Genomic DNA, 15,472 nt, shown 5'->3' on the forward strand with positions numbered 1-15,472 from the left:
AGCGTATCAGCGTGTCCACCGGGTCAAGATCGAGGCATGCGTGAAAGGCAGTGCGGGTAATTCACTGAGTTGAAAAACGTAACGCGCGATCAGCCGCTTAAAGGCAAGCGCGCTGATTGAATCGACCTCCCCTGTCAGAAGAAGCACGGCGACATCGAGAAAGTCCGCGCAATCGACCAACGTGGTGACGTCATATCCACGGTAAGTTATCTGGAGTGTGACAGGATCTATCCTGCTGACGTGACTCCGGCAAATCGCCGTGTGGAGTAATCCTTCATCGAGTGTGCACAATGCGGCATGATGACGCTGCGGTCTGAGTACCAGCGGGTTATCTATATGTTCGATATCAAAATAATCCGACAGATCGTGGTGATGATACTTCATGGGATCATCTCCTTTTTAGCGGCATGCGACACCCATGCCTGTGCTCTTTTCTGTGAGATTTTGCCTGACCGCATTTTCGACACGGTTGGCAAAGGTATTTAATCTCAACCAGTGTTGCGTGAGGCGTTGGTGCTTTCCTGCCATGAGTTCGATACACAGTGTTTCTTCTTCAATCGTTAACCGGGAAGCATGCTCGAGCAGGGGGGCGGCGAATTCACAGCCAGAAAAATAGGCGATTGCCTCGTCCCGGTTGGTGGGATAGTGGTGGCTTTGCAATTGCTGCAAGGGGCGAAGGCAGCCGTGGTCGGCCAGTTTCACCATCAGGCTTAACACGTAATGTGCGCGTTGCCCATAACATCCGCTTACCAGATAGCCGCGTGCGACCTGACGGATGGTGTAGAGGTTATTCACAATGGCGTTCACGATCGCTGATGGGGTATCTGTCTGCGCAAAACAGAACGGTCCGGCGAGGTGGCGTGTACCGTTGAGCAGGCCATAGCGCCGAAATGTTGGGTATTGCCGGATGTTGCTAAGGCTATAGACGGAGAGGGCCAGCTTTTCAAAGCGGTGCTGGATGCGTCGGACCTGCTCCAGCGTTGGATGGTCAACGACCATGAGATCGATATCCGAATCCGCTCGCATGTCGCCGCGAGCAGCACTGCCATACAGGTACAGTGACAGCAGACGGTCGCCAAAGGCCGCATGGAGCGCATCGGCAATTGGTGCCGTTATGGTGTGAAGCGCTGCCGGTGCTGTCTCGGCGCGTTGGGTTATCACGCCCTGTGTATCCGGGTAGCCTGCGGCAATGTGTTGTGCATAACACTCAGCGATAGTGCTCAGTCGTGCGGCGGCGGCGCGAAAAGCATTGACATCTTCCAACAGTGAGAGCTCAAAGGGCGGCCAGTGACTGTTGGCGTAGGTTAACCAGCGTATATCTTTTTTATTCATTCCCGCGACGGGCAGTGGAGAATGATGGCGCGTTTCTAACTGCCCCAGCAGTTTGCTGAGTCCATTTTCGGCGTAGCGCATCGCCCAGCCCAGTTGTCGCACGCCCCATACATGCGTTTTTGCGGGCAAATCGTGCAGGTAGTAGAGGCGAGCGATATGGGTCGTGGCGAAGGTTGCCTGCCGCAGTGCATCCGGGAAATCGGGTTCGTACGTCGCCAGTGTGCGTTCGACCTGTGAGTTACGGTAGTGCCAGGGGCAGGTGTGGAACTGCCAGCGACCATGAGCGGGATAGTCGGCCAGTTCCCTTTCTGTAAGATAATTCAGTGACAGCTCGGGAAATTCTGCTTGCAGATACTGCGTGGCAGATGCCGTTTTTCCCCCGCCATCTTCGTGCACAATCAAATAATAATGGCCTACAGCGCGTGATGAATAATCAGGCTGCCGTAAAAAGGCATCTGTCTCTGCGATGCCGGACAGGTTATCGCCAAACAGATATTTGGCTGTGGTGTAAAAATGCTGCGTACGGGCATCTGTTTTTTGATTCATGATGGCTATGGGTCCGTGTATTTGGCGTTATTGACGGAAAGAAAAGAGTCGGATATTTACTCGTTGGTGGTTTTTATTACCTATAAATACGTGCTTAACCCTATTTCCTATTACGTGTTTCAATAATAAGCTACAATCAGCTTTCTGATGATTTACTATGTATCTCATCGGAAACTTTTCGTATGGTAAATAGTCTGTAACATTGAAAATCGTTTTATGTAAGTGAGAGAAATGCTTTCCTTTGCGATGAAAGTAATGCGTTGGTCAGGCGATATGCTGTAAAAGGTCATAATCATATTTAACGGATATTTCTATTAGATGGGGCTGGTGTGTCTGAAATGCCTTTTCTAATGTATCCTGAAGCTCGGTAATATCTAAAACTTTTATGGCCGATACGCCATTGGCTTTAGCCAGAAGAGTGAAATCAACCGGGCCAAACTCGGTCAAATTGCTTTCTGCTTCAGAACGATCGAGATGTTGGTAATACTTGATAAGACCAAATGCTGAATCCGACAGAACGACGACAACCACCGGTAGCGAATAACGAGCGAGGGTTTCGAGATCCTGACTGGTGGAGTGAAATCCACCGTCACCGCAAAAGGCGATAACCCGGGCCTCAGAATGACATATCTGTGCGGCCATTGCACCTTTGGCGGCAAGGGAGCAGATAATCGGCGCATTGAGCTGCTGTGCAAAACGGCAAACACTCGCCTGCGCGTTGTCGCGGATAACCTGATTGCCAATGACAATCATTGGGTGTTTAGTATCGGCAATGTATTGAGTAGCACGGATAATATCGGCACGCGCAGGCTTGGCTTTCTTCGTCTGGGCGAGTGGCTTTACTGTTTGCAGAATGTCCATTGCCGCGTGATCGGGCACTTCCGTTTTGAGTAGATCCAGAGGGATACTGAGGTAAACGGGGCCCGGCAACCCCTCCAACGCACGCAGTAACGCCGTTTGTACCTGTGAAACCAATGCGTGCGCATTTTCCAGTTGCAGGCTGGATTTGGTGATTCCAGACATCAACGCCACGTTATCAATGCATTGATGCGTCAGGTTGAATCTGATCTGTGAGCGTGGAATTTGCGCGGGGCAGGCGACCATTGGAGAGCGGTCCAACATGGCGGAACATACGCCCGTTGCCATGTTGGTTAATCCTGGACCAAATGTGGCCCAACACATGTGGGGCATGCCGGTCAGTCGGCCTGCAACATCAGCCATAATTCCGGCAGCAAATTCATGTCTTGTTAAATAAAAAGCCACGCCAAACGATTTATCAAAGCTTATCGCTTCGGCTTCACCGCCAATAATGCCGAAACATTTTTTTATGCCCATGTTGGACATGGCCTTAAGAAACAGTTCATCAAATCGCATTTTCAACTCCTGTCCGTTAGGTCTGCTGGATAATTACGGTCCCGGATGTGTTAGGTATATTTAATAATCATGTCGAATGATTTCATTTATCAAAAATTGTATTTTTACCTTTGTGACTGTAAAAATCACAAGCTGTTATCTCTTAGAATAACAGTGAGTGAAATAGTAAGGCTTGGTAGTGCAGAGTATATATGTCATGCATCAATAGAAAATAAACGTCAGGTGAAAATCAAATGATCGCTATCAACGGTGAGATAGGCTTCGATTCTTATTATTGCTTCGGAAATTATTATGCGATTTTCTCGAGTTGTTTGATTTTCTACATTAAACATATTCGGCATGATAATGGTATTCAATTGGTGCTTATGTTCAATGAATATGAAACCTGCACATTTCTCTCTCCATCTGAAGAAGAAAGATATCCCTTAAGTCAACATCCTATTATAATACCTTCATTCTTAGTCCCAAAAATGGGTTTGCTGCGACGAGAGCAACATGCAACGACTGACCATCTCCATGGATGATGAACTGGCGCAGGACTTTGATGAACTGATGCGCCGTAAAGGGTATGCCAACCGTTCTGAGGCGTTGCGCGATATGTTGCGGCGCGAGCTCGGTGAAATGACGCTGGATCAGGATAAGCAAGGCCATTGTGTGGCGATATTGAGCTACATCTACGATCATCATGAACGCCAGCTTTCCAGTCGTTTAGCTGAGATGTAGCACGATCACCACGGGTTGACCGTTTCAACCATGCATGCCCACCTCAGTCATGATGAGTGCGTAGAAACCTTGATTCTGCGCGGAACCACGGCTCAGGTGGAGGTTTTTGCCGAATCGGTGATGGCGCAAACCGGCGTGCGACACGGCCGACTCAACCTGATACCGTGCTGAAATTCGCCCACTAAAGTGGGCAAGAATTAAGCAAGATCAAAGAAGTATGATTTTTTTTAAACTTCATACTTGGCAGTTAAACCGTCTGTACCAATCTGCTATAAATCACCTTACAATAACAACCTCTTCCCCCTTTAGGCGCGGTGCATAAAGCACGCTTGTCGACATGGTGTTGGCGCATTCGGCCTGAATGGCGTTTAACAGGAATGACCGAGTGAGCTCGATACTTGCTGAAGACAGTGACCTTGTCGTTGACGAAAATACCGCATTAAATCAGGACGTCCAGCGCTATTGGACGCACCGTGCCGCCGAATATAGCCACATCAACGCCACCGAACTAGCGAATGTCAAACGCGCCCGCTGGCTGAAAAAAATCATGGAATATACCCCCGACGCTCCCCTGCTACGCGTGTTGGATATTGGCACCGGCCCTGGTTTTTTTGCTGTGGCGTTGGCACTGGCCGGGCATCGGGTTACCGCTGTAGATATGACGGAAGCGATGCTTACCGAAGCGCGTGCCAATGCCGCTCATTACGGTGTGCACGTCGATTTTGTCTCCGCCGATGTGCACGCGATGCCGCTGGCTGATAATCAGTTCGATCTGATCGTCACGCGTAACGTGACCTGGAATCTGGCTGTACCGCTGCGCGCATACCGGGAGTGGCACCGCCTGCTGGCTCCCGGCGGTCGCCTGCTTAATTTTGATGCAAACTGGTATCTGCAACTTTTTGATGAGTCCTCGCGCCTCGGTTATCTGGAAGATCGCGCTAATGCGCGTTATCTCGGGTTGGATGATCACTACGTGAATACCGATACCCGTGCCATGGAGGCGATAGCCCGCCAGTTGCCGCTCAGTCGCGAGCATCGCCCGGAGTGGGATACGCAGGCGTTGCTCAAGTGTGGCTACCATAAAATCATGCTGGACACGCGCGTTGGCGATACGCTGTGGGATGAAACAGAAAAGGTTAACTACGCCTCGACGCCGATGTTTATGATCTGTGCGGAAAAATAGGGAGGTGGCATGAAGCTGATGACGGGGATTGGGTTGGCAGCGTTGCTGCTGGGTGTCGGGAGTGTGGTGGCGCAAACGCCCACGGCGCTCAATTATGTCAGCACCAAGGACATTCGTGATATCAACCCGCATCTCTACAGTGGGGAGATGGCGGCGCAAAATATGGTCTTTGAGTCGCTGGTGGTCAATACAGACAATGGCGTGCAGCCTTGGCTGGCTGAGCGTTGGACGATTTCGCCGGATGGCAAAACGTACACCTTTCATCTGCGTCATGGCGTGATCTTCAGCGACGGAGAGCCATTCGATGCGCAGGCGGTAAAACTGAATATCGATGCGGTGCTGGCCAATTATCAGCGCCATGCCTGGTTAGAGTTGGTGCTGCATTTGCGCCATCCCTACTACCCGACATTGGTGGAATTGGGGCTGACGCTCCCGTTTCGTTTCATCTCTCCGAAAAACTTTATCAACGGGCAAACCAAAGAAGGCGTGAGCGGCTACGCGGGCACGGGGCCGTGGCTGTTAAACGAGCAGGTAAAGAATCAGTATGCGATTTTCAGCGCGAATCCTCACTACTGGGGGCAGCACCAAAATTGCAGCGGGTTGTCTGGCGCGTAATTCCTGACAGGCAAAGTATGTTGATGGCATTCGAAAAAGGCGATATTCAGCTGATTTTTGGTGCCGATGGCGACATGCTGGACGGCGATAATTTTGCTGCATTGCAAGCGGCAGGGCGTTTTAAAACGCTGATCAGTGCGCCGATCGCCTCGCGGGCGCTGGTGATGATTGTGACATTATCACTATCACTGGCGATCGCATCACTGTGTGTAGTGAGTGCCGGGCGTTGGCCAGATAAACTGCTGCGTGCTGGCCTGTTTTTTCTGACTGCGATGCCCAATTATTGGGTGGGGCTGTTGCTGATCTGGTTGTTGGCGGTGAAATGGCAGTGGCTGCCGGTGGGGGGTATCGATGCGCCGGGGCGGTTATCCTGCCCGCGTTGACGCTGGCGTTAGGCTACCTTGGCACTTATGTACGCTTGCTGCGTGCCAATATGCTGGCGCATCTGCATCTGCATCAACCCTATGTCGACTATGCGCGCGCGCGTGGCTTAAGTTCGCGCCGTATCCTGTGGCGTCATGTCCTTGTTAATACACTCTATTCACCACTGGTCGCTCTCGGTATGAGCATCCCGAAGCTGTTTGCCGGTACGTTGATTATCGAGAACATCTTTTCCTGGCCGGGGTTGGGGCGTCTGTGCGTTTCGGCGATCTTTCAACGTGATTACCCAATGATGCAGGCCTATGTGCTGTTAATGGCGCTGCTGTTTGTGGTGGGTAATTTTCTCATCGATATTCTGCCGCTGTCGCACGATGAGGTGGTGCACGGGAAGCGTTCACTGCTCGATCGTATGCCGGGGGATGTGTGGCAAAAATTTGCCAATCTGCGCGCCTATTACGGATTTATGTGGGCGTTTCCCGGCAAAAAACTGCTGTTTATGGGCGGCGAGTTCGCTCAGGGGCGGGAGTGGAACCACGATACCAGTCTGGACTGGCATCTGCTGGATGAACCGGAAGGATGGCTCCGTGGCATACAGCAGTTGGTGAAGGATTTGAACCACTGCTACCGTGCGCAGCCGCCGCTCTATCAGCTGGATTTCCAATCGGAAGGGTTTGAATGGCGGGTGGTGGATGACCGGGAAAATTCGGTGTTTACCTTTGTGCGCCGTGACAGGCAAGGCAATGAGGTGCTGGTGGTGAGCAATTTCACCCCCGTGCCGCGCGAAGGTTACCGCATCGGTATCAATCAGCCAGCCGGGGCGTTGGCGCGAAATCCTCAATAGCGACTCCTGGCATTACCACGGCAGCAATCTGGGTAACGGCGGAACGCTGGAGAGCGAGGCCATCGGGAGCCATGGCCGCGCCCATTCGCTGGTATTAACGCTGCCGTCGCTGGCGACGCTGTATCTGGCGAAGGAGGTGCCATGACCTCACTGCTGCCGGGCAAGCCCGCGCCATTAGGTGCCAGCGTCGATCAACAGGGCATTAATTTTGCGCTGTTTTCTGCCCATGCCGAACGGGTGGAATTGTGTTTGTTTGATGCCCACCAGCAAGAACACCGGTTTACCCTGCCATCCCGCTCGGGGGATATCTGGCACGGCTATTTGCCGCTAACCGCGCAGGAGCCGATGGCGCGCCCCGGACTGCGTTATGGTTACCGGGTCTATGGCCCCTTCGCGCCGCAACAAGGTCATCGCTTTAACCCGCATAAATTGCTGCTTGATCCCTGTGCTCGCCAGTTAGATGGCTGGGTTGTTGATGACGATAGTCTACAAGGCGGTGTCGATGTGTTGGATGAGCGTGATAGCGCTCAGGTGATGCCAAAAGCCGTGGTGGTGGATGAAAGCTACGATGAAGATGACGCTCCGCCGTCCATCCCGTGGGGCGAGAGCGTGATCTACGAGGCTCACGTGCGCGGCCTGACGCAGTTACACCCCGAGATTCCCGCAGAGCTGCGTGGGACGTACAGCGGTCTGGCGCATCCGGTTATGACGGATTACCTGAAAACGTTGGGCATTACTGCCATTGAGTTGCTGCCAGTACAGCAACATGCCGACGAGCCGCGTCTACAGAAACTGGGGCTGCGCAACTACCGGGGCTATAACGTGCTGCTGCCGTTTGCCGTTGAAACCAGCCTGGCTGCGCGTGATGACGCGCTCAATGAATTCCGCGATATGGTCAAGGCGCTGTACCGTGCAGGTATCGAAGTGATTCTCGATGTGGTGTTTAACCATTCAGCAGAACTGGATGGCGAAGGGCCGACGCTGTCGCTGCGAGGTATTGATAACCAGAGTTATTACTGGCTGACCGAGCAGGGGGAATACCACAACTGGACGGGCTGTGGTAATGCGCTGCGCCTCAATCATCCTGCGGTGATCGATTGGGTCATGCAATGCCTGATTTTTTGGCGCGAAATATGCCACGTAGATGGTTTCCGTTTCGATCTGGCCACCGTTTTGGGCAGAACGCCTGCGTTTGACCCTACCGCTCCGTTGCTTACCGCCCTGCGCGAAGAGCCGCGTTTGCACGGCGTGAAATTGATTGCCGAGCCTTGGGATATTGGCGATGGCGGCTATCAACTTGGGCGTTTCCCCGCGCCCTTTGCCGAGTGGAGCGATCGCTACCGTGACGATATGCGCCGCTTCTGGCCGTGCGGCGATATTTCTCTGGGCGGTTTTGCCCGCCGATTTGCTGCCTCGAGCAATATTTTTCAGCAACATCCGCGTTTGCCGCATGCATCGGTTAACAAGCTCACCGCTCACGATGGTTTCACGCTGCGCGATCTGGTCAGCTTCAACCATAAGCACAACCACGCCAACGGGGAAGATAACCGCGACGGCACAGACAGCAATTTCAGCAACAACCATGGCACCGAAGGACTGGATGCCGATGACGCTACGCTGGCGCGCCGTGCAGCCAGCCAACGCGCGTTGCTGACCACGCTGCTGTTGTTGCAGGGCACACCCATGCTGCTGGCGGGGGGATGAGCATGGTCACAGCCAGCAGGGGAATAACAACGCTTACTGTCAGGATAACGACCTGACCTGGCTGAACTGGGAAACGGCGGATAACGCCTTGAGTGCCTTTACCGCCGGGCTGATTCGACTGCGACGCGCCATCCCGGCGCTACAGCAGGATGCCTGGTGGCAAGATGGGGATGGCCGTGTGCAGTGGCTGAATGAACGGGCGCAGCCGCTCACGCCGTCGGCCTGGGAGCAGGGAGGGCGCCGTTTACAAATCGTCCTGTCGTCTGATTGGTTACTGCTGATTAATGCGGGCGCGTCGCCGTGCGAGATGTCGCTGCCCGCAGGAGATTGGCTGGTGTCGCCGCCGTTTGAGGCCTCAGAAGTGCTGCGCACCAAGCCCGCCGTCCATTTTGGCGGAAAATTCCGTATCATCGATTTTGCCCTGTCGAACTGTCTGAATTCGGGGATTCGCCGCATCGGCGTGATCACCCAGTATCAATCCCACACGCTGGTGCAGCACATTCAGCGTGGCTGGTCTTTTCTCAATGCAGAGATGAATGAATTCGTCGATCTGCTGCCTGCTCAGCAGCGGCAGGAGACCGATCACTGGTATCGCGGTACCGCAGATGCCGTCTGTCAAAACCTCGACATCATTCGGCGTTATCGTGCGGAGTATGTAGTGATCCTGGCTGGCGATCATATCTACAAAATGGACTATTCACGTTTGCTCATCGATCACGTCGATAAACAGGCGCAATGTACCGTGGCTTGCTTGCCCGTACCGTTGAAGCGAACGCGTTTGGCATCATGAGCGTGGATAAACAGCGGCGTATTTTGATTTTTGATGAGAAACCGGATCAGCCCACGCCGATGCCGGATGATCCTGAAATGGCGCTCGCCAGCATGGGGATCTATGTTTTTAATGCGGACTATCTTTATCGTTTATTGCAAGAGCACGTCAACCAGCCGGGCTCTTCACTCGATTTCGGTAAAGATTTGATCCCGAAAATTGTCGCGCAACGCGATGCCTGGGCACACCCTTTTTCGCTCTCCTGCGTCACCTCGGGTGAGGCTGATTGCCATTACTGGCGCGATGTGGGAACGCTCGAGGCCTATTGGCGGGCTAATCTCGATCTGGCTTCTGTGACGCCGGAGCTGGATATGTACGACAGAAACTGGCCAATACGCTCCGCCATGGATCAATTGCCGCCCGCCAAGTTTGTACAGGATCGTTCGGGCAGCCATGGAATGACCGTGAATTCGCTGGTCTCAGGCGGTTGTATCGTATCGGGATCGGTGGTGACGCATTCAGTTCTGTTTCCCCGCGTGCGGGTGAACTCGTTTTGCAGCATCGATTCGTCCGTGTTGTTGCCGGATGTGAACGTGGGGCGTTCGTGCCGCCTGCGGCGCCGCGTCATCGACCGCGCGTGTGTACTGTCCGAGGGTACGGTGATTGGTGAAAACGCCGCTGAAGACAGCCGCCGTTTCTACCGCTCGGAAGAGGGGATTGTGCTGGTGACACGCGCCATGTCGGCGAAGCTGTAGTTCACGATGATGTCGTTGATGACGATGTCGTTCACGGCGTCGGAAGTGAGGGGAATGTGGGAGCAAGAATGCGGGTATTACATGTATGTTCAGAGCTGCTCCCGCTTGCTGATGTCTATCATGCGCGCAGAGCCGCCCCCTTTACGCCAGTTGTAATCCCAGTACACCATTCCCGGGTAATGCGCGGCGGCCCGCTGGCCGCAGTCATTAATTTGCTGCATGTTTTTCCAGCGCGAGATGCCGAGCGAGCTGCTGATAACGTTAAAGCCGTTTTCCGCAGCATAGAGAGCGGTGCGTTCGAAACGCATATCAAAGCACATGGTGCAGCGAACGCCGCGCTCAGGTTCCCACTCCATCCCTTTTGCCCGTTCGAACCAGTTATCCGTGTCGTAATCGGCATCAATAAATGGCACCCCGTGCTTCTTTGCGAAGCGAATATTTTCTTCCTTGCGGATGAGATACTCCTTCTGCGGATGAATATTGGGGTTATAGAAAAAAATGGTGTAGTTAATCCCTGATGCCTGAATGGCTTCCATCACTTCCCCTGAACACGGGGCGCAGCACGAATGCAGCAGGAGTTTGTCCGCCCCGTTAGGGAGCGTTAGTATCGGGCGTTTCAATGCAGTGCTGGTCATAAACACATTCTTTGACGTGGCTATACTTGCCAGAATTGTAGCATTGATAATGCGCAGGATGGCTAGCCGCCTAACCTTGGGTGTTTTCTTGCAACGCCGGGTGCGAGTTTTTTGCGCAGGGCAATTTTCATGATCTGTCTCATTTCCTGTGTAAATTCCCGCCCTTTTTCTGGGGAAATCGGTAGAATTTCCCGCCCTGATAACCCCCTGTGTTGAAGAGTTGACCGTGTCTACAAGCCTGATTGTTCCTGAACGCCATCTATTTTCTTATCCGCGCTATTGGGCCGAGTGCTATGGCACTGCGCCATTTTTGCCGATGAGTCGCGCAGAGATGGATGAGCTGGGCTGGGACAGTTGCGATATCGTGCTGGTGACGGGGGATGCCTATGTAGACCACCCCAGCTTCGGCATGGCGATCGTCGGCAGGATGCTGGAATCGCAGGGGTTTCGGGTCGGGATTATTTCCCAGCCGGATTGGACGCAGAAAAACGACTTTATGCGTCTGGGCAAGCCGGACCTGTTTTACGGCGTGACCGCGGGCAATATGGATTCGATGATCAACCATTACACCGCCGATCGTAAAGCGCGTCATGATGATGCGTATACGCCAGACAATATTGCCGGTAAGCACCCGGATCGCGCCACACTGGTTTATACCCAGCGCTGCAAGGAGGCCTTTAGCGATGTGCCGGTGGTGCTGGGCGGCATTGAGGCCAGCCTGCGCCGCATCGCCCACTACGACTATTGGTCGGACAAGGTGCGCCGTTCAGTGCTGGTGGATGCCAAGGCGGATCTGCTGATCTACGGCAACGGCGAGCGGCCGCTGGTGGAAATTGCACACCGTCTGGCAGCAGGAGAACCTATCAGCTCAATCGTCGATGTGCGCAATACCGCCGTGCTGCGTAAAACCGCACTGCCCGGCTGGACGGGCGTGGATTCCACCCGGCTGGACAGTCCTGGTCGCATTGAGCCTATCCTCAATCCTTACGGTGACGATCTGCCCTGCCTAGAGCACACGGTCAAAGGTTCCACCAGCGCTAAGCCCATTACCGTACGGGCGCACAAGCCAAAGCCGTGGGAAAAAACCTATGTGCTGTTGCCCTCGTTTGAGAAGGTGAAAAACGACAAGGTGATGTACGCCCACGCCTCGCGGATTTTGCGCCATGAGACCAACCCAGGCCGCGCGCGCGCCCTGATGCAAAAACATGGCGATCGCTATGTGTGGATCAATCCGCCTGCCATTCCGTTGCAGACGGATGAGATGGACGCGGTCTACGCCTTGCCGTATCAACGGGTGCCACACCCCTCTTATGGCAAATCACGCATTCCGGCTTACGACATGATTCGCTTTTCCATCAATATCATGCGTGGCTGTTTTGGGGGCTGTGCCTTCTGTTCGATTACCGAGCACGAAGGGCGAATTATTCAAAGCCGCTCGCAAGAGTCGATTGTGCAAGAAATTGAAGCGATCCGTGACGAAGTGCCGGGTTTCACCGGCATTATCTCCGATCTGGGTGGGCCAACCGCCAACATGTACGTGCTGCGCTGCCAGTCACCCAAAGCCGAGCAAACCTGCCGTCGTGCTTCTTGTGTCTACCCGGAAATTTGCGCGCACATGGATACCAACCATGAACCCACTATTCAGCTTTATCGCCGTGCCCGCGCCCTGAAGGGCATCAAGAAGGTGCTGATTGAATCCGGGGTACGCTACGATCTGGCGGTGGAAGATCCGCGCTATATCAAGGAATTGGCCGAGCATCACGTGGGCGGTTACTTGAAGATTGCCCCAGAACACACGGAACAGGGGCCGTTATCGAAGATGTTGAAGCCCGGCATGGGCAGCTATCACCGTTTCAAAGAGTTGTTTGACACCTATTCGCGTCAGGCGGGCAAAGAGCAGTATTTGATCCCGTACTTTATTGCCGCTCACCCTGGCACGCGCGATGAGGATATGGTCAATCTGGCGCTGTGGCTGAAAAAGAACCGTTTCCGGCTGGATCGGGTGCAAAATTTCTATCCGTCGCCGCTCGCTAGTTCCACCACCATGTATTACAGCGGCAAGAATCCGCTCAGCAAGGTGGATTATCACAGTGAAGAAGTGGTGGTGCCGCGCGGCGATCGCCAGCGCCGTTTGCATAAGGCGCTGCTGCGTTACCACGATCCGGCAAACTGGCCACTGATCCGTGAGGCATTAACTTCGATGGGCATGAAGCACCTGATCGGTAATCGCCGTGAATGTCTGGTGCCGGTGGCAACGGTCGATGAGCGCTACAATGCCAAACCCTATCACAAGAGAAGTTCGGCTCAGGATAAAAACACGCAGCCCGCACTGACCCGATTCACGGGAGAAGGGCGGCGGCCTGCGGTGAAGAAAAGCATTGGAAAGGAAGCGGCAAGCAGGGCCAGGCCGGAAAGGAGTGATCGGCAATCGCCTCACTCTTCCGTTACGGCCTGATAAAGCCACTGTAACCGGACGCGCAGAAACTGCACGGCCTGATGTTTGCGTGACAGCAGCGTGTCCACGGCGACGCCGGTTTCTTGCGCCAACTGTTTGAAGCTGTAGCCCTGCAACTCGGTTTTTTCAAAGGCCTCGCGTTGCAGCGGTGGCATCTCCTCCAGCGCCGCCGCTAGCTCTTCCCACACCAGTTGGTACAGATAGGCATCTTCTGCGCTATCGGGCGGACTGAACAGAATATCGGCCAGCTCATCGCCTTCCGGCCAGCTATCCGCAGCCATTTCCGTCAGCGACATGTCGTGCGGTTTGCGCGAGCGATCGACCAACTCGTTGCGCGCAGCGCGAAATAGCCAGGCAGAGACGTGCTCTATCGGATTGAGGTAGCTGTCAGCTTTGATAAGCCGATAGCTGATTTCCTGAAAGATATCTTCCGCCTCTGCCGTGCTGTGCGTGCGCCGGGCAATAAACGCACGCAGTCGTCGTTGGCAGGCTTCCAGTGAGGCGAGCAGTACGTTTTGCCTTTGCATGGCGTTAGCCATTACTCCGTTTTTCCGTTTTGGTCGGCGGGTTTGTCGCTCGCAACCGGGGCGTCATCATGATTGCCGTTATATTGTTGATGCCCGCCACGATGATGCGCGAAACGGCCACGATGAAAACGGTGACCGCACCGATCCTCGTGTGAGCCAAATCCCCGTTGGTGGAAAAAGGCGTCGCGCTCCTCCTGACTCATGGCTAACCAGCGTTCACGCATTTCGCGTCCGTGGCGGCCAAAGAATCCTCGGTAGCCTATGCCGCCGAACAGTATTTTACAAAGGATCAGCAGACCCAGCGCCTGGAAAAAGCCAATGCTTTGGACGCCAAAAATGGCAGGCAGCAAGGCATTCCACAGCAGCATCACCAGCGTGGCGATCGCCACAATAGCCAGCAGCCCAATACCCAGCATTTTAAATTTACGATCGTGCATGTCATTTACTCCGTGTTGTTCTGATAGTGAGGTAGACGAATCAGGCGGAGAAATATTTGCATCAGGACGCAATTTTTTTGCAAAAAATTGCTGAAGCCAGAGGCGGTGCGTATTGCGTCGGGATAACGGCGTGATGCCGTTACTGAGATAACATTAGCCGTTGACGCGGTGGGCAGGTGCGAGGCGTTGATTTTCAGCGCTATCCGCGAGCGGATCGTCTATGGCTTCAATCTTACCTTGCTCTGTCAGGCGATAGGCGACACCGGCGACGATGCCGTTTTCCCCTTCGTACACGGTGACAAAGCGCAGGCGTGTGCCGTCATGGTCGCTTAGTGCGGCACAGCCACCAGCGCCCAGCGTGAAATGTTGCACGCTGCAGGTAGAGCAAAACACGCTGTCGGCACCGCTGGCCTGTAGCGTGACGTTATCGCCGCTGTTGGTAATGCGGCTGCCCGCGCCCTGCGTACGAATATGGCTGCCATCACCTGCATTCGCCACGCGCGTCGATGCACCTTGGCTGGCGAGGTAATTGCGTCTGCCGCTGTTGGTGATGTGGGTGCCGCGACCGGCACTGCTGATTTTCGTGGCGTTACCGCAATTGGCGATGCGGGCGCGATCGCCCAACGCGCTGATGCGGCAGTTTTGCCCGCTATTGCTCATCTTGGCGGCAAAGCCGCTGCTCACCAACTGGCAGCCGTAGCCTGCGCTGGCGATACTGCCGTTATCACCGGACTGGCCGATAAAGTTGCCGTTGCCGGTGGAGGCCAGATTACTTTGAAAGCCGGAGCAGCCGAGATTTAGCGCATGATCGCCGCTGGCAAATTGCAAAGTGCATGAGAGTACTGGCGTGAAGCGGCCATTGGCGTGGCTGCGCGGGGTGATGTGCAACTGCTCTGTCTGACTGTGCGTGAGTTGCGCCGCCATTGCTCTCGTACTGCGGAGCTCCTGTTCGAGGAACGGCAGCGCGCCAAAGCTGTGCGCGTAGGTATAAATCCACCAGACTTTCTAGCCAGGCGCTGTGGCCATCGCCAATCAGCGCCTCGTGAATAGCCTGATAGCTGCCGCCCTCTGGAAAACGCCGCAGGAACCAGCGATACAGGGCGCGGCTTACGTGCAGCGCGCGCAACTGTTCACGCGTGATATGGGGTTCTCCGTTAGTGCCTGTGGTAGCCATCAACCATACTGCGGAAGGTCT

General features: G+C 54.3%; 8 protein-coding genes and 7 pseudogenes. 8 read left to right on the forward strand and 7 right to left on the reverse strand.

Annotation, left to right across the window (positions count from 1 at the left end; genetic code table 11):
• Positions 1-6 precede the first annotated feature (6 nt).
• The 3 genes from ACMZI0_RS19130 to ACMZI0_RS19140 form a co-directional block, all read right to left on the reverse strand.
• Positions 7-384 (reverse strand): citrate/2-methylcitrate synthase, encoded by a 378-nt coding sequence (locus ACMZI0_RS19130; protein ID WP_415674143.1) that lies wholly within the window; start codon positions 382-384, stop codon positions 7-9.
• Between the two features lie 15 nt (positions 385-399).
• Complete coding sequence (locus tag ACMZI0_RS19135; RefSeq protein WP_415674144.1) at positions 400-1,878, reverse strand: nucleotidyltransferase domain-containing protein; 1,479 nt, start codon at positions 1,876-1,878, stop codon at positions 400-402.
• A 264-nt stretch (positions 1,879-2,142) separates the two neighbouring features.
• A complete protein-coding gene (locus ACMZI0_RS19140) occupies positions 2,143-3,252 on the reverse strand; it encodes a thiamine pyrophosphate-binding protein (RefSeq protein WP_415674145.1) in 1,110 nt (369 codons plus the stop codon).
• Positions 3,253-3,747: 495 nt separating this feature from the next.
• Between ACMZI0_RS19140 and nikR the strand changes: the two are divergent.
• From nikR to glgC, 7 genes and pseudogenes are all read left to right on the forward strand, one after another.
• Positions 3,748-4,146 (forward strand): annotated as a pseudogene (gene nikR, locus ACMZI0_RS19145) (nickel-responsive transcriptional regulator NikR).
• Between the two features lie 214 nt (positions 4,147-4,360).
• Complete coding sequence (locus ACMZI0_RS19150; protein ID WP_415674146.1) at positions 4,361-5,158, forward strand: class I SAM-dependent methyltransferase; 798 nt, start codon at positions 4,361-4,363, stop codon at positions 5,156-5,158.
• A gap of 9 nt (positions 5,159-5,167) precedes the next feature.
• Positions 5,168-5,940, forward strand: a pseudogene (locus ACMZI0_RS19155) (ABC transporter substrate-binding protein); the annotation flags it as partial.
• Positions 5,941-6,095: 155 nt separating this feature from the next.
• Positions 6,096-6,452: pseudogene (locus tag ACMZI0_RS19160) on the forward strand (ABC transporter permease subunit); the annotation flags it as partial.
• 54 nt (positions 6,453-6,506) lie between these two features.
• Positions 6,507-7,140: pseudogene (locus tag ACMZI0_RS19165) on the forward strand (alpha amylase C-terminal domain-containing protein); the annotation flags it as partial.
• Positions 7,137-9,051, forward strand: a pseudogene (gene glgX / locus ACMZI0_RS19170) (glycogen debranching protein GlgX); the annotation flags it as partial. The pseudogenes ACMZI0_RS19165 and glgX, both read left to right, overlap by 4 nt.
• Before the next feature lie 15 nt (positions 9,052-9,066).
• Positions 9,067-10,223 (forward strand): annotated as a pseudogene (gene glgC, locus ACMZI0_RS19175) (glucose-1-phosphate adenylyltransferase); the annotation flags it as partial.
• A 95-nt stretch (positions 10,224-10,318) separates the two neighbouring features.
• Here glgC and ACMZI0_RS19180 read toward each other — a convergent pair.
• Positions 10,319-10,858, reverse strand: a pseudogene (locus ACMZI0_RS19180) (epoxyqueuosine reductase QueH); the annotation flags it as partial.
• Positions 10,859-11,084: 226 nt separating this feature from the next.
• Here ACMZI0_RS19180 and ACMZI0_RS19185 point away from each other — a divergent pair.
• The gene (locus ACMZI0_RS19185; RefSeq protein WP_415674147.1) at positions 11,085-13,313 is read left to right on the forward strand and encodes a YgiQ family radical SAM protein; all 2,229 of its coding nucleotides are present in this window, start codon (positions 11,085-11,087) and stop codon (positions 13,311-13,313) included.
• Here ACMZI0_RS19185 and ACMZI0_RS19190 read toward each other — a convergent pair.
• From ACMZI0_RS19190 to ACMZI0_RS19200, 3 genes are all read right to left on the reverse strand, one after another.
• Complete coding sequence (locus ACMZI0_RS19190) at positions 13,292-13,852, reverse strand: RNA polymerase sigma factor (protein WP_415674148.1); 561 nt, start codon at positions 13,850-13,852, stop codon at positions 13,292-13,294. The genes ACMZI0_RS19185 and ACMZI0_RS19190 overlap by 22 nt on opposite strands.
• A complete protein-coding gene (locus tag ACMZI0_RS19195; RefSeq protein ID WP_415674149.1) occupies positions 13,852-14,277 on the reverse strand; it encodes a hypothetical protein in 426 nt (141 codons plus the stop codon). The genes ACMZI0_RS19190 and ACMZI0_RS19195 overlap by 1 nt, the downstream gene beginning before the upstream one ends.
• Positions 14,278-14,430: 153 nt before the next feature.
• Positions 14,431-15,201, reverse strand: coding sequence for a hypothetical protein (locus ACMZI0_RS19200; RefSeq protein ID WP_415674150.1), 771 nt, complete (start codon positions 15,199-15,201; stop codon positions 14,431-14,433).
• Between the last annotated feature and the right edge of the window lie 271 nt (positions 15,202-15,472).

The sequence above is a fragment of the Symbiopectobacterium sp. genome (assembly GCF_047692315.1).
Lineage (GTDB): Bacteria > Pseudomonadota > Gammaproteobacteria > Enterobacterales > Enterobacteriaceae > Symbiopectobacterium.